The organism is Flavivirga amylovorans (assembly GCF_030540875.1).
Lineage (GTDB): Bacteria > Bacteroidota > Bacteroidia > Flavobacteriales > Flavobacteriaceae > Flavivirga > Flavivirga amylovorans.
The window spans coordinates 245,904-265,462 of sequence record NZ_JAUOEM010000005.1 but is presented as its reverse complement, the minus strand read 5'-3'; the positions used below and the strand labels follow the sequence as shown (position 1 = coordinate 265,462).

13 protein-coding genes are annotated in these 19,559 nt (G+C 32.2%); 8 read left to right on the top strand and 5 right to left on the bottom strand.

Annotated elements, in window-relative coordinates; genetic code table 11:
- Positions 1-32: 32 nt before the first annotated feature.
- Positions 33-2,081, bottom strand: a complete 2,049-nt coding sequence (locus tag Q4Q39_RS15375; RefSeq protein WP_303283442.1) for an HD family phosphohydrolase — start codon at positions 2,079-2,081, stop codon at positions 33-35.
- 124 nt (positions 2,082-2,205) lie between these two features.
- Between Q4Q39_RS15375 and Q4Q39_RS15370 the strand changes: the two genes are divergently transcribed.
- Together Q4Q39_RS15370 and Q4Q39_RS15365 are read left to right on the top strand one after the other, a co-directional pair.
- On the top strand, positions 2,206-3,381 hold the full coding sequence (locus tag Q4Q39_RS15370; protein WP_303283441.1) for an acetyl-CoA C-acyltransferase: 1,176 nt from the start codon (positions 2,206-2,208) through the stop codon (positions 3,379-3,381).
- 128 nt (positions 3,382-3,509) lie between these two features.
- On the top strand, positions 3,510-4,259 hold the full coding sequence (locus tag Q4Q39_RS15365; RefSeq protein ID WP_303283440.1) for a C40 family peptidase: 750 nt from the start codon (positions 3,510-3,512) through the stop codon (positions 4,257-4,259).
- Between the two features lie 59 nt (positions 4,260-4,318).
- Here the strand turns inward: Q4Q39_RS15365 and Q4Q39_RS15360 are convergent, their stop codons facing one another.
- Together Q4Q39_RS15360 and gyrA are read right to left on the bottom strand one after the other, a co-directional pair.
- On the bottom strand, positions 4,319-5,578 hold the full coding sequence (locus Q4Q39_RS15360; RefSeq protein WP_303283439.1) for a tetratricopeptide repeat protein: 1,260 nt from the start codon (positions 5,576-5,578) through the stop codon (positions 4,319-4,321).
- A gap of 13 nt (positions 5,579-5,591) precedes the next feature.
- Entirely contained in the window at positions 5,592-8,159 is a 2,568-nt protein-coding gene (gene gyrA / locus Q4Q39_RS15355) for a DNA gyrase subunit A (RefSeq protein WP_303283438.1), read from the bottom strand.
- A 260-nt stretch (positions 8,160-8,419) separates the two neighbouring features.
- Here gyrA and Q4Q39_RS15350 point away from each other — a divergent pair, with 260 nt between their 5' ends.
- Complete coding sequence (locus Q4Q39_RS15350) at positions 8,420-10,969, top strand: ATP-dependent Clp protease ATP-binding subunit (RefSeq protein ID WP_303283437.1); 2,550 nt, start codon at positions 8,420-8,422, stop codon at positions 10,967-10,969.
- A 191-nt stretch (positions 10,970-11,160) separates the two neighbouring features.
- On the opposite strand, the gene Q4Q39_RS15345 is transcribed toward Q4Q39_RS15350, so the two are convergent.
- Positions 11,161-11,619: an Lrp/AsnC family transcriptional regulator gene (locus Q4Q39_RS15345; RefSeq protein WP_303283436.1), complete on the bottom strand. Its 459-nt coding sequence runs from the start codon at positions 11,617-11,619 to the stop codon at positions 11,161-11,163.
- 161 nt (positions 11,620-11,780) lie between these two features.
- Here Q4Q39_RS15345 and metE point away from each other — a divergent pair, with 161 nt between their 5' ends.
- The 5 genes from metE to Q4Q39_RS15320 all read left to right on the top strand — a co-directional run bounded on the left by metE (position 11,781) and on the right by Q4Q39_RS15320 (position 17,789).
- Positions 11,781-14,093 (top strand): 5-methyltetrahydropteroyltriglutamate--homocysteine S-methyltransferase, encoded by a 2,313-nt coding sequence (gene metE, locus Q4Q39_RS15340; RefSeq protein WP_303283435.1) that lies wholly within the window; start codon positions 11,781-11,783, stop codon positions 14,091-14,093.
- Between the two features lie 662 nt (positions 14,094-14,755).
- Entirely contained in the window at positions 14,756-15,316 is a 561-nt protein-coding gene (locus Q4Q39_RS15335) for an RNA polymerase sigma factor (protein WP_303283434.1), read from the top strand.
- A complete protein-coding gene (locus Q4Q39_RS15330) occupies positions 15,309-15,878 on the top strand; it encodes a hypothetical protein (RefSeq protein WP_303283433.1) in 570 nt (189 codons plus the stop codon). Before Q4Q39_RS15335 ends, Q4Q39_RS15330 begins: the two co-directional genes overlap by 8 nt.
- Positions 15,879-15,942: 64 nt before the next feature.
- Positions 15,943-17,031: a hypothetical protein gene (locus tag Q4Q39_RS15325; protein ID WP_303283432.1), complete on the top strand. Its 1,089-nt coding sequence runs from the start codon at positions 15,943-15,945 to the stop codon at positions 17,029-17,031.
- A 26-nt stretch (positions 17,032-17,057) separates the two neighbouring features.
- On the top strand, positions 17,058-17,789 hold the full coding sequence (locus Q4Q39_RS15320; RefSeq protein ID WP_303283431.1) for a head GIN domain-containing protein: 732 nt from the start codon (positions 17,058-17,060) through the stop codon (positions 17,787-17,789).
- A gap of 382 nt (positions 17,790-18,171) precedes the next feature.
- On the opposite strand, the gene Q4Q39_RS15315 is transcribed toward Q4Q39_RS15320, so the two are convergent.
- A complete protein-coding gene (locus Q4Q39_RS15315; protein WP_303283430.1) occupies positions 18,172-19,497 on the bottom strand; it encodes an MFS transporter in 1,326 nt (441 codons plus the stop codon).
- Positions 19,498-19,559: the final 62 nt, after the last annotated feature.

Genomic DNA, 19,559 nt, shown 5'->3' with positions numbered 1-19,559 from the left:
ACGCAACTATTTTATTTACTTTTTTATAATTTTTATTCTGGATATTCAATACGCAAATGGTAAATATTTGCAAGCTTGTGCTTTAGTACTTTTTTTATGGATTCAATCTCCTTAAATGTAATATTGGCATTTAAAAATTGAGCTTCTTCAATTTGCTTATTTATTATATTTTCTACAAAGGTATCAATCTTTGTAGATGTAGGTTCTTTTAAACTCTTAGAAGCTGCTTCTATGCTATCGCACATCATTAATATGGCTGTTTCTTTACTAAACGGTTTTGGTCCAGGATAACTAAAGTCTAACTTATCTACCTCTTCAAAATCCTTTTTTTCCTGCATATAGAAGTAATAAACAACACTGGTGCCATGATGCGTACGTATAAAATCTATAACTCTATCTGGTAAATTATTTTTCTTAGCTATTTCAATACCATTTATAACATGATCTGTAATAATTCGTGCACTTTCTTTTGATGATAATTCATCATGTGGATTGATTCCTGTGGATTGATTTTCGGTAAAATACGTTGGGTTTTTCATTTTCCCTATATCATGATACAAAGCCCCTACTCTTACTAACATAGCATTTGCTCCAATTTCATTTGCAGATGCTTCAGCTAAATTTGCAACATTTAAGGAATGATGAAATGTTCCTGGTGCTATATCAGACAATTCCTTGAGCAGTTTTGAATTCGTATCTGATAATTCTAAAAGCGATACATCTGAAACTAAGCCAAAAAGCTTTTCATAAGCATATATTAAAGGCTGCACAAACAAAGTTGCCAATCCACTCAAAAGAAACCACATAAAAGTTTCCCACTTGATCGTCTTTACACTGCCTTCATGAATTACGAAAAACGCAAAATATGCTATAATATAAATGAGTGTTATTTGTCCTACTGATATAAATAAATTAGCCCTTTTATATAATTCAGAAACAGTTAATATAGTTACGATTCCTGCTATAATTTGGAGAAACATATACTCATAGCTATTGGGCACAATAAAACCTATTAATAGAACTGTAAGCACATGCGCAAACAATCCTAATCTAGCGTCAAAAAAAGCTTTAAATACTAAGGGTAGAATACAAATAGGCACAACATAAATGTACTTAGAGTCATAATTAACAACTAAAGTTGTAATAAATATTAATAAAGAAATATTAAAGAATATGAAAGTGACTTTCGTATTATTTTCAAAGACCCGTATTCTATATTTTCGTAAAAACAAAAGTAACATCAATAAGGCTAAGGCAACCAATAATGTGTATGCAAATAACACCCATATATAATTAGATTCACTCCAAACTTGTGATTCGTACTCGGATTGTAAAGACTTTAAAACCTGATATTTTTCCCCATCAATAACTTCTCCTTTAGAGACTATTAAGGTTTCTTTTGCGACACTACCTCTAGCATAGGCTATTTTTCCAATTTCTTCTTCTAATACTTTATCTGTAAACGATTTGTTAAACTCTAAATTGGGCTCTATTAAATCAAAAAACAAAGCTGTAAACTCTGTTTTAAAATGACTTAACTCAGCTTTATTCAAAGTATTATCTATTACTTTTGAAACAGCATCCTGACTAATCAAATTAGAAAAGAACCCATCTTGTTTTTTAACTCTTCCATCAAGTACCACTATAGCCCTTTCATTCGGAAAATTATAGTTTTCACTTAAAACTCCGAATAAATATAACTCTGAGATAATATCCTCACCAGTTTTGTATAACTTTCTATATGTAGTTCTAGGTATAGAATCTGAAAATATGTCTTTAAACTGATTTTTATATGAAGACTTTATTTTAGTTTCAATACTATTATCTAAGTTAAAATATAGTATCGAATTCTTAACCAACTCATCTTTTTCAGAGGCTACTTCTGTATCTGTTTTTTTAATAGCAAAATCAAAAGGTGCATATAAGTTTTCTGATTGCCAAGGTTTTCCTTTTTCAAAATTATATTTAAATTTTCCTCCCTTAGGGAATAAATAGACAATTAAAAAAGTGGTCGCTATAAATAATAACCCCTTATAAATTAAGGAGTGATTTTTATATAATTTATTTATAAAATCTTTCATCAAAAAACGTAATGGTTTCAAATGTAATAAAATTATAAGCTTTCACCATTTTTATAATAAATGATTCATTTATATTTCTACTAAAAAATCGTTATTTTCGCAAGATAAACTAAACATCAAATTAATGAATAAAGAAGTAGTTATTGTATCGGCTGCAAGAACTCCAATAGGTAGTTTTTTAGGTGCTTTGTCCACTATTCCGGCTCCAGAACTTGGAGCTATCGCTATTAAAGGAGCCTTAAGTAAAATAAATTTAAGTCCTGAATTAGTTGAAGAAGTTTTAATGGGTAATGTAGTTCAAGCTGGAACTGGTCAAGCTCCTGCTAGGCAAGCTGCTATTTATTCTGGTATACCAAATACGGTTCCATGTACTACTATAAATAAAGTGTGTGCTTCTGGAATGAAGGCCGTTATGCAAGCGGCTCAAACCATCGCTCTTGGAGACGCTGAGATTGTAGTTGCTGGAGGCATGGAAAATATGAGTTTAATCCCTCATTATTTACATGCTCGAACAGGTACCAAATTTGGATCTGCTTCATTAATTGATGGCATGCAAAAAGATGGCTTGGTAGATGCTTATGATAAAAACGCTATGGGTGTTTGTGCAGATGCTTGTGCTACAGAATATAAATTTTCAAGAGAGGAGCAAGATGCTTTTGCAATACAATCTTATAACCGCTCTGCCGCCGCATGGGATAGCGGAAAATTTGATAATGAAGTTGTACCTGTTGAAGTACCACAACGTCGTGGAGAACCTCTTATAGTTAGTATAGATGAAGAATTTACGAATGTGAAAATGGACAAGATTCCACAATTACGTCCAGCATTCACCAAAGACGGAACAGTAACGGCAGCTAACGCCTCAACTATAAATGATGGTGCCGGTGCTATGGTTTTAATGAGTAAAGAAAAGGCCAGCGAACTAGGCTTGACTCCTTTGGCAACCATAAAGAGTTATGCTGACGCTGCGCAAGAACCCGAATGGTTTACAACTGCTCCAGCAAAAGCCTTACCTAAAGCTTTAAACAAAGCTGGAATTGAAATTAGTGATGTAGACTATTTTGAGTTTAATGAAGCTTTCTCTGTTGTTGGTTTGGCCAATATGAAAATTCTAGGATTAAATGATAGTAATGTAAACATAAACGGAGGTGCTGTTTCGTTAGGACATCCATTGGGCTGCTCTGGTGTTAGAATCATAATCACATTATTAAATGTCTTAGAACAAAACAATGCCAAAATTGGAGCAGCAGCTATTTGTAACGGAGGTGGTGGCGCATCTGCAATTGTTATAGAGCGCTAAATGTTAAATATTTTTTATTGTTATTATTTATTATGAAATACTTTTTTGAAATTTTTATTCAGCAATCTAATTTTCTTATCAATAATTGCATAAATAACAAATAGTAATAGCCAATAGATAATAACCTTATGCAATACGGAATTTGTAATTTAAGCATTGTTGCCCTTAGAGATGAACCTGCAGATACCAGTGAACTAGTGTCACAAGTAATATATGGTGAAATTTTCAAAGTCTTGGAACAGCGCAAAAACTGGAGTAAAATTCGTTTAGCATTTGATTCTTATGAGGGTTGGATTGATAATAAACAACATCTTGAAATTCCAGAAGAAACATATAAATCTTTAAATAAAGAAACACCTAGACTCTCTGCTGATTTAGTTGAGTTTATTGAAGATAACAATAGTCAATTATATCCTATCACATTGGGAGCTACCTTAAATGGGTTGTCCTTTTTAAACCATAAACATAAGGGTGATTTTATAGAAGGGGAAAAAGCAAAAAACAACATCATTCAAACGGCATTTTTATATTTAAACTGCCCTTATCTTTGGGGCGGAAAAACACCTTTTGGTATAGATTGCTCAGGTTTTACACAAATGGTTTACAAACTAAATGGGTATAAGTTATTACGAGATGCGTCACAGCAAGCAAGCCAAGGAGAGGCTTTGAGCTTTATTGAAGAAAGTGAACCTGGAGATTTAGCATTTTTTGACAACAATGAAGGTATTATAACGCATGTAGGTATCATTATGAAAGATAACTATATAATACATGCTCATGGTAAAGTTAGAATTGATCGGTTAGACCACTCGGGTATTTATAATGTTGACAAAAAGACACATACACATAAACTACGTGTCATTAAAAAAATAATCTAATAAAAAAGGAGCAAATTAAGTTTGCTCCTTTTTTTATTTGTCAATTAAGTAGTTTCAGATTAGTTAGCATCAGCTCCTTCTAGAGCGGCAACTTTTTCTTTCATACTTTTATACTTATCTGTTTCTCCAAGAATACTATAAATATTCATTAATGTTTTAGCAGCACTAATACTTTTTGAATCAATTTCAATCGCTTTAGTCAAATAAGGTATTGCTTCTCTATAAAGGTTTTGGCGTTGAGTTCTTAACTCATCATAGCGCTTATTATCAGCTCTGGAAGTTCCCAAGCCATTCATTTCCTTAATTATTGCTTCTTCATTATTTAAAACTAAAGCAGATAAATTTATATAGGCATTTATATATTTTGGATCCAGCTCAATGGCTTTTTCATAATATTGCTTCGCTTCTTTTGTTTGTTTAGATTCTGCTGCTATAACCCCTAGATTATATTGTAACTCAGGATTATTAGGATCCATTTGTGTTGCCTTCTCTAATAATTTTTTAAACTCTTCAGTATTACCCATTTTATAATGAACATTCGCTTCCGATAATATTAGATTTACATCATTAGGGCTCTCAGCTCTTGCTTCTTTCATAGCCGCTATTGCTTTTTCATTATCACCCCTGTTAACATATATAAGAGCAACATTTTTTACAATCTCAGGTTTTTTTGATTCTGATATACGCTCAGTTGGCTTAATATGAGTTTTAGCTTTAACAGATATATCACGCATTTCTTTACTATTAAATGCTTCTTCTTTTTGTGTTTCAACACTAGTCGCATAATACTGTGTGGAAATACCAGTATAACCTAATTTTTTAAGCTCTTCATAAAGCCCTAAAGCCCTATCATACTCACTCACGTTAACCGCTGTTGCTGCTGCATAATAAAGAAATACGGTGTCTCTTTCTGTTACTCTATAGGATTTTTCAAAAAACACAGACGCATCAGAATAATTTTTTTTCTCATAAGCCTTATTCCCTTTTACCAACAATGCATTTGCTATATCTTGTTTTAGTAGATTGACTTCAGCTGAATATCCAACTTCAACTTTGTTCAAATTAACTAAAGCTAAATCTGTATCGGGCAAAGAACCTTTACCTCCTGCATACAAAGCTTTACCACTTAAATAATAAAACTTTGATTTCATTTTATCATCCATACTAGACATTAATGCCTCTGCTTGTTTTAAAGCTGTCTTTGCTTCGGCATAATTTGTTCCTTTAATAGCTTTTTCCGCTGTTTTCAATTCTTTTTTTTGTGCATATGTAAACGCACTTACAGAAAGAGCTAAAGCTATAACTAACTGTTTTTTCATTTTATAAAATATTTTAATTGTTTTCGGTTTGATCATCTTCTGCACTATTATCAAGAGTTGTGCCATCTTCTATATCATTAACATTCTCATCAACAATTTCAGAATCTTCAAGGTCATCTTCTTCATGCATTACTTTTGCAACTGCTGCAATAGAATCATTCCCTTTTAAATTGATTAGCTTAACACCTTGAGTAGCTCTCCCCATAACTCGTAAATCCGCTATAACCATACGAATAGCAATACCAGATTTATTAATAATCATTAAATCATCATTATCTGTTACGCTTTTTATAGCGACTAAATTTCCTGTTTTCTCTGTAATAGAAATGGTTTTAACACCTTTTCCTCCTCTATTAGTAATTCTATATACTGGCTCTCCATCTTCTGGATCATCAATATAGGTACGTTTACCATAACCATTCTCAGAAACAACCAATACAGATTCTTCTTGAGGGTTTTCAATGGTCACCATACCAATAACTTCGTCTTTATCATTTGCTAGTCTAATACCTCTCACACCAGAAGCACCTCGTCCCATAGGTCTTGTTTTTGCCTCTTCAAAACGAATTGCTTTTCCTGATTTTAATGCCAACATGACTTGACTGGTACCAGTTGTTAATTTAGCTTCTAAAAGAACATCATCTTCTTTAATAGTAATGGCATTAATACCATTTGTTCTTGGACGAGAATATTGCTCCAAAGACGTCTTCTTAACTTGACCATTTTTAGTAGCCATAATAACATAATGACTATTAATATAATCCTCATCTTTTAAATCTTGAGTACAAATGAAAGCCATCACTTTATCATCTTGCTCAATATTTATTAAGTTCTGAATCGCTCGTCCTTTCGAGGTCTTACTTCCCTCAGGAATTTCATAAACACGCATCCAGAAACATTTTCCTTTTTGAGTAAAGAATAACATATATTGATGATTAGTCCCAACAAATAAATGTTCTAAGAAATCTTCATTTCTGGTAGTAGATGCTTTTTGACCAACACCTCCTCTATTTTGTGTTTTATATTCTGTAAGTGATGTACGCTTAATATAGCCCGCATGAGAAATGGTAATGACCACTTTCTCATTAGGGATCATATCTTCAATACTTAAATCACCACCTGCGTACTCAATAGTCGAACGACGCTCATCTCCATACTTATCTCTTACCACTTCCAACTCCTCCTTAATAATATCCATTCTACGGTCTTTTCTCTCCAAGATATCCTTTAAGTCTTCAATAGTCTTCATGATTTCTTCATATTCCGAACGCAACTTATCTTGCTCTAGACCAGTAAGCTGACGTAGTCTCATTTCAACTATAGCTTTAGCTTGAATTTCGGAAAGTTCAAAACGTTTTATTAAGTTCTCTCTAGCCTCATCTGCATTAGAAGATGCTCTAATTATTGCAATAACTTCATCAATATTGTCTGATGCAATTATTAAACCTTCTAAAATATGTGCGCGCTCTTCCGCTTTGCGTAACTCATAAGTTGTACGTCTTACAACCACTTCATGTCTGTGTTCAACAAAATAATGAATGAGTTCTTTTAAATTTAGAAGCTGCGGACGACCATTAACTAATGCAATATTATTAACACTAAAAGATGATTGTAATGCTGTGTACTTAAATAGTTTATTTAATACGATATTCGGAATTGCGTCACGCTTTAAAACATACACAATACGCATACCGTTTCTATCAGATTCATCGCGAATAGTCGCAATGCCTTCTAGTTTTTTATCATTTACCAAGTCAGCAGTTTTTTTAATCATGTCTGCCTTATTAACTTGGTAAGGTATTTCATCTACGATGATGCACTCACGACCTTGAACTTCTTCTATATTCGCCTTGGCACGCATGACAATTCGTCCACGACCAGTATGGAATGCTTCCTTTACTCCATCATAACCATAAATAGTTCCTCCAGTTGGAAAATCTGGAGCTTTAATATGCGTAATTAGCTCATCTATTTCAATATCACTATTCTCAATATAAGCTATCGTACCATTAACCACTTCTGTTAAATTGTGCGGTGGCATGTTCGTAGCCATACCTACGGCAATACCAGATGCTCCATTAACTAAAAGACCTGGTATACGGGTAGGTAAAACAGTAGGCTCATGTAATGTATCATCAAAATTTAATTTATGATCTACAGTTTCCTTTTCTATGTCAGCTAACATATCCTCGGATATTTTACGCATACGTGCTTCTGTATAACGCATTGCTGCTGGGCTATCGCCATCTATAGAACCAAAATTCCCTTGCCCATCAACTAGCATGTAACGCAAACTCCACTCTTGAGCCATACGCACCATAGCATCGTAAACAGATGTATCGCCATGAGGATGGTACTTACCTAAAACTTCACCAACTATTCTTGCGGATTTTTTATGTGCCGAACTTGCTCTAACACCTAGTTCATGCATACCATAAAGGACACGTCTATGAACTGGCTTTAAACCATCTCTTACATCTGGTAAAGCACGTGACACAATGACTGACATTGAATAATCAATGTATGCCGATTTCATCTCATCTTCAATATTAATAGGGATCAATTTTTCTCCTTCTGCCATATATAATTTAATTAAGTTTTATCTGATTTTCAAAACATGCTAATATAAGTATTTCAATAGTTATGTAAAGTGTTTCCTAACTGTTTTTTCATGTTTTTTATTAACAATTTCACATGCTTTTTTAGTTAATAAGTATACTTTAAAAAATTTTGATTTTATAAAGTTTTTTTCGTCAATTAGCAACTTAGCTAACAAATTAAGGTATAGTTTTTGCCGTTAGTTAAATGTTTTAGTATTTTTAATGCAGAAAGGACCCGATTATGGATGATAATTTTTCCCCAAGAGTAAAAGATGTAATTGCATATAGCAAAGAAGAAGCACTAAGATTAGGCCATGATTTTATTGGTACTGAACACTTAATGTTAGGGCTTCTACGTGATGGTAATGGCAAAGCTATTAACATATTAAACGCTTTAGATATCGATTTAAATCATTTAAGACGTAAAGTCGAAATACTTAGTCCTGCAAACCCTAATATTGCTGTAACTTCTAATCAAAAAAAGAACTTACATCTAACAAGACAAGCAGAACGCGCTTTAAAAACCACATTTTTAGAAGCTAAACTATTTCAAAGTACCTCAATAAATACAGCTCATTTGCTGCTTTGTATTTTAAGAAATGAAAATGATCCTACAACTAAGCTCTTAAACAAACTTAAAGTTGACTACGATAATGTTAAAGAACAATTTAAACTTATGATAACAAACGACAATGATTATATAGAACCAAAATCTGAATCTTTTCAAGATGACGACATGAGTGCTGAAGGCGATGCTTCGAAGGACAACATTTTTAATACACCTGCAGGTAAAACAAATAAGAAGTCTAAAACACCTGTTTTAGATAATTTTGGACGTGATTTAACCGCCCTTGCTGAAGAAGGAAAGCTTGACCCTGTTGTTGGTCGTGAAAAAGAAATACAACGTGTCTCACAGATTTTAAGTAGACGTAAAAAAAACAACCCACTTTTAATTGGCGAACCTGGTGTTGGTAAATCTGCCATTGCTGAAGGTTTAGCACTTAGAATTGTAAAACGAAAAGTGTCTCGTATTCTATTTAATAAACGCGTTGTTACCTTAGATTTAGCAAGTTTAGTTGCTGGAACAAAATATCGTGGACAGTTTGAAGAACGCATGAAGGCGGTTATGAACGAACTTGAAAAGAATGACGATGTTATTCTTTTCATTGACGAAATCCATACCATAGTTGGCGCTGGTGGAGCTACTGGAAGTTTAGACGCTTCAAATATGTTTAAACCTGCTTTAGCTCGTGGAGAAATTCAATGCATAGGTGCCACAACTTTAGATGAATACAGACAATATATTGAAAAAGATGGCGCTTTAGAACGTCGTTTTCAAAAGGTCATTGTTGAGCCTACTACGGTTGAAGAAACCATTGAAATCCTAAATAATATAAAAGGAAAATACGAAGAACATCACAATGTTGATTATACACCAGAAGCTATTAAAGCTTGTGTAAAGTTGACAAATAGATACATGACAGAACGCTTTCTACCAGACAAAGCTATTGACGCTTTAGATGAAGCTGGATCGCGTGTACACATAACCAATATTGATGTTCCTAAACAAATAATAGAACTCGAAAAACAACTAGAAGGCATTAAAGAAACTAAAAATGCCGTTGTTAGGAAACAAAAATATGAAGAAGCTGCTAAACTTAGAGATGACGAAAAACGCATTGAAAAAGAATTGGCCATTGCTCAAGAAAAATGGGAAGAAGACACAAAACAACACAGAGAAATCGTAACCGAAGATAATGTAGCCGATGTGGTTTCGATGATGACAGGTGTCCCTGTAAACAGAATTGCACAAACTGAAATTAATAAACTTGCCGAGTTGCCTAATCTTATAAAAGGAAAAGTAATCGGGCAAGACAATGCTGTTGCCAAAGTAGTAAAGGCCATTCAGCGCAACCGTGCTGGACTTAAAGATCCAAATAAACCAATTGGTTCATTTATCTTTTTAGGTCAAACTGGAGTTGGTAAAACACAGCTAGCAAAAGTATTATCTAGAGAATTATTTGATAGCGAAGAATCACTCGTTAGAATTGATATGAGTGAGTATATGGAAAAATTTGCTATTTCTAGATTAATTGGAGCACCTCCAGGATATGTTGGTTATGAAGAAGGGGGACAATTAACTGAAAAAGTTAGACGTAAACCCTACGCAGTTATCCTATTAGATGAAATTGAAAAAGCACATCCAGATGTCTTTAACATGTTGCTACAAGTACTTGATGATGGCTATTTAACTGATAGTTTGGGTAGAAAAATCGATTTCAGAAATACCATTATAATAATGACCTCAAATATAGGCGCTAGAAAACTTAAAGATTTTGGTACTGGTATTGGTTTTGGAACAGCATCACAAAAAGCTCAGGAAGATGCCAATGCAAGAGGTGTTATTGAAAACGCTTTAAAAAAATCGTTTGCTCCTGAATTCTTAAATAGAATTGATGATGTTGTGGTCTTTAATGCTTTAGAAAAAGAAGATATCAATAAAATTATTGATATTGAATTAGAAAAGCTTTTAGCAAGAATTCAAGGCTTAGGGTATATTTTAAAAATTAGTAGCAGCGCTAAAGATTACATTGCAGAAAAAGGTTTTGACAAACAATATGGAGCAAGACCACTAAAAAGAGCCATTCAAAAATATGTTGAAGATGCTTTAGCCGAAGAAATTGTTGCCTCTCATCTTGAGGAAGGTGATAAAATTAAAATTGATTTAGATAAAACAACGCAAGAGTTGAAAATATCAATAGATAAAGCTGAAAAACCCGCAGAATCTTAAAAAAATATTTTTTGTATTTAATAAAAACTCGGAAATCAATTTCCGAGTTTTTTGTTTTTAAATTAAATGACTTGTCATTCCTGCCTTCGCAGGAATTCACTGTAAAGAATTTATAGTTTAAATTAAAAAGTCCCCTGTCTTTAAAGGAACGCCCCCCCCTTAACAACAATGTTGTTTTCATCAAGCAACAATCAAATAGGAACTAAATAAGTATTTTTAATTTCTCCCATTACAAAAGTACTATGGGCACTTCCTATATTTTTTAGCTCACCCAAATGGTTTAAAACAAAATTCTGATAGTGTTTCATATCCTTAACCAAAACCTTCAATAAAAAATCATAATCACCAGAAATATTGTAACATTCGGTAACTTCATCCAAAGAGAGGATATCTTTTACAAATTGATTTCCAATTTTACGAGTATGTTCTTTAAGCGTAACATTGCAGAACACCATAAGCCCTCTATCCAGTTTTTCAGCATCTAAAATGGCCTTATATTTTTTAATATATCCTTCCTTTTCTAATCTCTTTACTCTTTCAAAAACTGGTGTTGTAGACAAATTCACTTTAGCAGCTAACTCCTTAGTCGTTAAATTAGAATTGTTTTGAAGTATGTTTAAAATGCGTAAATCTATTTTATCTAATTGCATTGTAGAATTATTTTCTGTTGAACCTATCTTTAGCCACTATTAAAAGATTAAAAAACCATTATTATAATCAAAAATAGTTATTACATCCAAATAAACATCATTTAGCTATATAAAAAAACTATAAAACTAATTTTGTACAGATATAAAACAATGTACATTTCATGAAAACAACAATTTTAGGATACCCGAGAATCGGAAGTCAGAGAGAACTAAAAAAAGCTAACGAAGGATATTGGTCTGGAAAAATAAACCAAGAAGAACTTTTAGAAACCGGTAACCGTATTAGAAAAGAAAACTGGCTACTTCAAAAAAATATAGGAATCGATAGTATTCCTTCAAATGATTTCTCTTTTTACGATCAGGTTTTAGATACTTGCCTAAGTGTAGGTTGTATTCCAAAACGTTATGACAAACTTAAGAACGAAAATCCTTTAGACTTATACTTTGCTATGGCAAGAGGCATACAGAATAAAGATATAGACTGTACTGCAATGGAAATGACCAAATGGTTTGACACAAACTACCATTATATAGTTCCTGAATTTGAAAAAGAGCAAACTTTCGAGTTTTTCTCAACTAAAATAGTTGACGAATACAAAGAAGCATTAAAATTTGGTATAAAAACCAAACCTGTACTAATTGGTCCTGTAACATTTCTATTACTAGGAAAAGAAAAAGAAGAAGGCTTTCATAGATTAAGTTTATTAGAAAAATTACTCCCTGTTTATTTTGAAATTATTTCTCAACTAATCTCATTAGAAGTAGAATATATTCAATTTGACGAGCCTTGCCTAGCTTTAGATTTAAACGAACAAGAACGACAAGCCATTAAATCTACCTATGAAAAAATAAATACCAAATTCCCTAGCCTAAAAGTCTTTTTAGCAAACTACTTTGATTGTTATGGTGATAATTTGAACACAGTATTACAATTACCTATCGATACTTTACACTTAGATTTAGTAAGATGCCAATTGCAATTAAATGATATTTTAGAATCTAAAAACTATAATCCAAACACAAAACTATCTTTAGGCTTAGTAGATGGTAGAAATATTTGGAAAAACAATTTTGATGAATCTCTTCAAATTATTGAATTAGTCATTTCAAAAATCGGAGAAGAAAACATCTGGATATCCTCATCTTGTTCTTTACTACATAGCCCTTATGATTTAGATTTAGAGGCAAATGAAAATAACTTAAGCTCAGAAATAAAACAATGGCTAGCATTTGCGAAACAAAAATTACAAGAGATTAGAACACTAAAAGGCTTGGCATCTTCAAACTACAATGAGTTTGAAAAAGAATTTAAAGACAATAAAATTGCGCAAGTAAACAGAAAAACATCTACATTAATTCATAATGAAGCAGTAAAAAACAGAGTACTTGCTTTAAGTGATAAAGATAGCCAAAGAAAAAGCACATTTAAAAGTAGACAAGCGAAACAAAAATCGGCATTAAACTTACCATTATTCCCGACCACCACCATTGGGTCTTTTCCACAAACTAAAGAAGTTAGAAGTTGGAGATCTAAATTCAAAAAAGGAATTTTATCACAATTAGAATACGATTCATTAATTGCAAAAGAAACAAAAGATTCTATTCGTTTTCAAGAGGAAACGGGCATTGACGTTTTAGTTCATGGAGAATTTGAACGAAATGACATGGTTGAATATTTTGGAGAAAAATTAAACGGATTTGCTTTTAGTAGTTTTGGTTGGGTACAGAGTTATGGTAGTAGATGTGTAAAACCCCCTATCCTATTCGGTGATGTGTCACGCGAAAACGCCATGACCGTAAAATGGTCTTCCTATGCCCAATCCCAAACAGATTTGCCAGTTAAAGGGATGCTTACTGGTCCCGTAACAATCTTACAATGGTCTTTTGTTAGAAATGATCAACCCAGAAAAACAACATGCAATCAAATTGCATTAGCTATTAGGGACGAAGTGGTTGATTTAGAAAATAACGGCATAAAAATAATTCAAATTGATGAACCTGCTATTCGAGAAGGACTGCCCCTAAGACAAGAAGCATGGGCAAATTATTTAGATTGGGCCGTAAAAGCATTTCGGATTTCTGCAAGTGGAGTGAAAGATGAAACACAAATTCACACACATATGTGTTATTCTGAATTCAATGATATTATTAATAGTATTGCCGCCATGGATGCAGATGTTATAACCATTGAAACATCACGGTCTGAAATGGAATTATTAGATGCTTTTGTTGATTATAAATATCCTAATGAAATTGGTCCTGGAGTTTATGATATTCATTCTCCCAGAGTACCAGCAGTAGAAGAAATTGAACATTTACTAATAAAAGCAAAAAGCGTTTTACCAAAAGAACATATCTGGGTAAACCCTGATTGTGGTTTAAAAACCCGAGACTGGCCAGAAACAAAAACAGCTTTAAAAAACTTGGTAAAAGCAGCTAAACAACTAAGGAAGCAAGAAATAGAAGTCGTTTAAACTTATTTATATACCAATGGAATTTTAAAAATTATTCCTTTTAAATCATGAACTCATTTAGACTTTTTGGATTTAAGCGAAAATTAGAAGTTTTTGCCTATGTTGTCCCGCAAATGCGGGATTGAGTTGCACCCGCCTACCGAACGACTACGGTGTACCCACAAATATTGATAAAATATTAATACACAAAGATAATCGATGAGAACAGACCATAGGGTAAGTCCAGACCCTTCGTAAGAATAAAGAATAAAATTTTGAAAAACAGGAGCATAGCATTGGATAGAGCTATGGAGCGACGCAAAATTTTGAGCTTGGTTCTTCTTGAACGCAGTAAAAGAAGAAATTCCTATCGAAGGGGCGTCTTTTCTTTTGTTACTTTTCTTTGGACGGGCAAAGAAAAGTAAATCATTTAATGATCTATAAATATATAACTTTTTCAAAAGATGTGGGTACACTGTAGCTGCCGGACAGACAGGTAGCAGAACTACGGAAGGAAAAAAAGACAAAAACAGAGCTGAAAACAGCCATTTTTTAGCAAATTGAAAAAGTCTAAAATAAGTTCCATATTAAAATCCTATATTCTTAACTGAATTTAGGATTTTTTTTTGCAAAACTGTAACAAAAGAAAGTAACACACCTCTATACTATAACAAATTGTTTTTTTGACGCCAACTAAATTAAATATCGAGCAGCTTGTTGAGCTTTGTAAATCTGGAAACCAATCTGCACAATTGGAAATATATAACAGATATTATAAAGCCATGTACAATGCTTCTTTTAGAATTGTAAAAGACAGTTTTGAAGCAGAAGATATTATGCAAGACTCATTTTTAATGGCTTTTACAAAACTAAAAAGCCTTAAGGAATCAAAAATATTTGGAGCTTGGTTAAAACGAATTGTTATAAATAATAGTATTTATCATTATAAAAAGAACAATAGAAATAAAGAAGTTCCTTTAGATGATGTTTTATATAAAGTTGAAGAAGACAATATTGGCATTGATAGTAATTATGAATTTTCAAATATAAAAGTGAAGCAAATTTTAAACACGATGAAGTCATTGAAAGACAATTATAGAATTGCTTTAACCCTAAATTTAATTGAAGGGTATGATTATGAAGAAATAAGTGATATTCTAAATATTACGAATGCTAATTGTAGAACAACTATTTCTAGAGCTAAGGAAAGCTTAAGAACAAAATTACAAATGGTTTATGAATAAAGATACGATAGATCAACTGTTTAAAAAACATGAAAATGATTTCGATATAGAAAATCCAGAATCAAATCATACAGAACGTTTTTTAAACAAACTAAACAAACAAGGCGAGCTACCACTAGTTAAAGTTGATAAACAAAGGCGTCGTTTATGGAAACCTTTAATTGGTGTAGCCGCTTCTATCATGCTTTTAATTACCATTTTTATAGGGTCTCAACAGGATACAAGTTATAGAGAATTAGCTAATGTATCACCTAAAATGGCTGAAACAGAAGATTTTTTCACATCTACTATAGCTGAAGAATTAAGCAAAATCAAAAATGAAAATTCCCCAGCAGTTCAAGCCCTTATTCAAGACACTATGCAACGCATAAAAATATTGGAAGAAGATTATGAATCTTTAAAAATAGATTTAACAGAAAGTGGTGACGACCGTAGAGTTATCTATGCCATGATTTCCAACTTTCAAAATAGAATAGACATATTACAAAATGCTTTAGAGCAAATTGAAAACATCAAACAATTAAAAAATCAATCACATGAAATGTCTGATATCCATATTTAATGATACGAAAATCATTAATTAAGATATTACATGTGTCAATTAAAAAACAATTAAAATCAATCACATGAAACGAGCACTACAATTTAAAACATTAATATTATTTCTAATATTACCATTTTTAGCAACTGCCTTATCAACAGAAGCTAAAGGCAAATACACAAAAAAGAAAACAATTAACAAAGAATACGCTGTAACATCGAATGCCATGTTAAGCGTAAGTAATAGCTATGGAAATATAGACATTATTACATGGAACGAAGATAGAGTCGTTTTTGAAATTACCATTACTACAACTGGTAATGATGAAGAAAAAGTTCAAGAAAGACTAGACGATATAACTGTTAATTTTGAAGCTTCATCTAGTAGTATTTCTGCAAAAACAAGGTTCGGAGAAAATAGATCAAACTCTTGGTGGAATTGGAAGAAGAATAATAAAGTTAGTATGAAAATCAACTACATTGTTAAAATTCCAATTACAAATAATATAGACCTAAATAACGACTACGGTAGTATTAATGTAGACAAACTTGAAGGTCAAGCAAAAATAAATTGTGACTATGGTAAAATCACGACCAAAGAATTAATGGCCGATAACAATAGTATCAATTTTGACTATACCAAAAACTGTTATTTTGAATATATAAAAAGTGGGAAGATAAACGCAGATTATAGTGGTTTTATTGTATCCAAAACAAATAAATTAAATATTAATGCAGACTACACAAACTCTAAAATTGAAATAGCAGAAGATGTTAATTACAATTGCGATTATGGGAATATTACCATAGATAAAGTAAACAGTATTACTGGAAATGGTGACTATCTAACAACCATTATTGGTGATGTATATAAAAATATAACTCTTAAAGCCGATTATGGCTCTATAAAGATAAAAAAGATGACCGAAAATGCTGGAAACATACACATACAGTCTGACTATGTTGGTATAAAAATAGGGTACACTCCAGCTTATAACTTCAATTTTAATATTGATTTAGAATACGGTTCCTTAAATGCTGATGGATTAGAATATACAAAGAAAATTATAAAATCTTCAGATAAATACTTTGAAGGCTATTATGGAAGCAAAACCTCTGGCAATACAATTAATATAAATTCTGAATACGGAAGTGTATCACTTTACAAAAATTAATTCATCAATAATAAATCTTTAACCACATGAAAACACGAATCAAAAAACAAACAGTATTAATTATAGCTACGTTACTTTTAGCTTCCACATCTTATGCGCAATGGAAATCTATAAGAGGTAATGGCAATATGAAAACCATAACACGCACTACTTCTGAATATGATGGTATAAAATGTGCTGGAAATATGGATTTTATTATTGTAAATGGATCTGAAGGAAACATCAAAATTGAAGGAGAGGAAAATTTACTGGAATATATTATTACTGAAGTGAAAAACAATAATTTAGTAATAAAAACAAAAAAAGGAATTAACCTGAAATCTGGTTTAAATAAAACTATAAAAATCACTATTCCTGTTAAAGATATTAATGAGGTCGCTTTGGCAGGTTCAGGAGATTTATGGAGCAAAGACATCATAACTACAACTAATTTAGATGTATCATTAGCTGGTTCTGGAGATGTTAGCCTCAATATTAAAACAACATCTGTTAAAGCTTCTATAGCGGGTTCTGGGGATCTCAAACTAGAAGGAAATACTAATAACTTAGAGGCTAAAATAGCTGGTTCTGGTGATTTTCATGGATTTAATTTACAAACAAATAATACAGATGTTTCTATTGCAGGTTCTGGGGATGCCAAGGTTATTAGTAACAAAGCTTTAAAAGCAAGAGTATCAGGTTCTGGAGATATCTCATACAAGGGAGATCCAATAGTCGATAGCAAAGTAGTAGGTTCTGGAAATATTTCTAATAATTAATAATTATAAATTTCATCAATCAACAAAGAGGCTGTCTAAAAAGTCTATTTTTGTCTGGTTGAGCGCAGTCGAAAGGCTCGAACAGACATTTAATTTTTATTTACCTTTTTAGGTACCTCTTTTTAGTTTAACGAATTCGACGTAAGCTTTGTTGAAGATATCTCATATAATCCAATGAAATACAGCTGTTTGTCATGTCGACGGAACGAAGCATGAGTGACGAGACATCACATTGTAATGAGATTCTTCCTCGAAAGCTCCGCTTGATATCTTCAAACAAAATATATTTTGTTTTCGATAGCGTCAGGAATGACATGCCCCCTGCTTTAAAACCTTTTAAGTATTTGATTATTAGCTCTTAATATACCGAACTGACCTTAGTTTAATCTATTTTTGATAATTTAGGTACTCTAAAAAGCAATATGATTCCTGCTAAAAAGAAAACAAATAAAAACAGAATAGCATTTCTCATACTTCCTGTTATCTGATCTATAGTTGCAAATATCCCCATACCAATTACAATGCCTATTTTTTCCGCAACATCATAAAAACTAAAAAAGGATGTAGTGTCTTCTGTTTCTGGTAAAAATTTAGAATACGTAGAACGCGCTAAAGATTGAATGCCTCCCATTACTAAACCAACCATAGACGCTGCAATATAAAATTGTATAGGTGTTTCCATAAAATAGGCATAAAAACACAGTGCCATCCAAATAAAATTAATAAAAATCAAAGTCTTAATATTTCCATATTTTGAAGAAGCTCTTGAAGTTAAAAAAGCTCCAAGTATTGCCACTAATTGAATAATTAAAATACTACCTATTAACCCTGTGGTCTTATCTGAGGCACTCCCCCATGTAATTTCTTCTTCTCCAAAATAAGCAGCAACCAACATGATGGTTTGTACAGCCATACTGAAAACAAAAAAGGCATATAAATAACGTTTCAATCTTAAGTCCTGCTTTAACTGCGTCCACACTTGCCTTAATTCTTTCACACCATTAAAAACAATCGCTCTAGTTACTTTGTGACCAGACGAAGTTCCTTTTGGTAAATGATAAAATGAATACTGACTGAATAAAATCCACCATAAACCTACTTGAATAAATGAATAACGCATAGCAACTTGAGCCGCTGTTTCATCTTGAGTCCCTTCAATAGAAAACAATTCAGGTTTCATTACCATTGCTAAATTTAGTAACAATAAAATCACACTTCCAGCATAGCCTAATGAAAACCCTTTAGCACTAATACTATCTTGTTGTTTCTCAAATGCAATATCTGGTAAATAAGAATTATAAAAAACTAAACTCCCCCAATAACCTATTAGGCCCATAAAGTAAAATAATAAGCTTAGATGAATATGCTCTAAACTAAACCAATACAATCCTATACAACCTAATCCTCCTAGATAACAGAAAAACTTCATGAAATTTTTCTTATTTCCCACATAATCGGCAATACCCGATAATATTGGAGAGATAACTGCAACTACCAAAAATGTAAAGGCAGTAACAAATGTAATAAGCGCCGTACTTTTAAACTCAAACCCAAAAGCTGAAACGGCTTTTATTTCTGAAAGAAACAATGCCGAATAAAATATAGGAAATATAGATGACGTTATTGTTAATGCATAAACTGAATTTGCCCAGTCGTAAAATGCCCATGCATTTAAGAGTTTCTTACTCCCTTTTTTAAGTTGTTCCATATAAATATTTAACTATAAATAAACTTTTATCACATAAATCATGAGATCCCAATCTACATCGG

What these genes read in the sequence shown, in the direction of transcription:
- Q4Q39_RS15375 (WP_303283442.1), bottom strand. Translation starts at nt 2,081, where the DNA reads ATGAAAGATTTTATAAATAAATTATATAAAAATCACTCCTTAATTTAT.
- Q4Q39_RS15370 (WP_303283441.1), top strand. Translation starts at nt 2,206, where the DNA reads ATGAATAAAGAAGTAGTTATTGTATCGGCTGCAAGAACTCCAATAGGT.
- Q4Q39_RS15365 (WP_303283440.1), top strand. Translation starts at nt 3,510, where the DNA reads ATGCAATACGGAATTTGTAATTTAAGCATTGTTGCCCTTAGAGATGAA.
- Q4Q39_RS15360 (WP_303283439.1), bottom strand. Translation starts at nt 5,578, where the DNA reads ATGAAAAAACAGTTAGTTATAGCTTTAGCTCTTTCTGTAAGTGCGTTT.
- gyrA (WP_303283438.1), bottom strand. Translation starts at nt 8,159, where the DNA reads ATGGCAGAAGGAGAAAAATTGATCCCTATTAATATTGAAGATGAGATG.
- Q4Q39_RS15350 (WP_303283437.1), top strand. Translation starts at nt 8,420, where the DNA reads ATGGATGATAATTTTTCCCCAAGAGTAAAAGATGTAATTGCATATAGC.
- Q4Q39_RS15345 (WP_303283436.1), bottom strand. Translation starts at nt 11,619, where the DNA reads ATGCAATTAGATAAAATAGATTTACGCATTTTAAACATACTTCAAAAC.
- metE (WP_303283435.1), top strand. Translation starts at nt 11,781, where the DNA reads ATGAAAACAACAATTTTAGGATACCCGAGAATCGGAAGTCAGAGAGAA.
- Q4Q39_RS15330 (WP_303283433.1), top strand. Translation starts at nt 15,309, where the DNA reads ATGAATAAAGATACGATAGATCAACTGTTTAAAAAACATGAAAATGAT.
- Q4Q39_RS15325 (WP_303283432.1), top strand. Translation starts at nt 15,943, where the DNA reads ATGAAACGAGCACTACAATTTAAAACATTAATATTATTTCTAATATTA.
- Q4Q39_RS15320 (WP_303283431.1), top strand. Translation starts at nt 17,058, where the DNA reads ATGAAAACACGAATCAAAAAACAAACAGTATTAATTATAGCTACGTTA.
- Q4Q39_RS15315 (WP_303283430.1), bottom strand. Translation starts at nt 19,497, where the DNA reads ATGGAACAACTTAAAAAAGGGAGTAAGAAACTCTTAAATGCATGGGCA.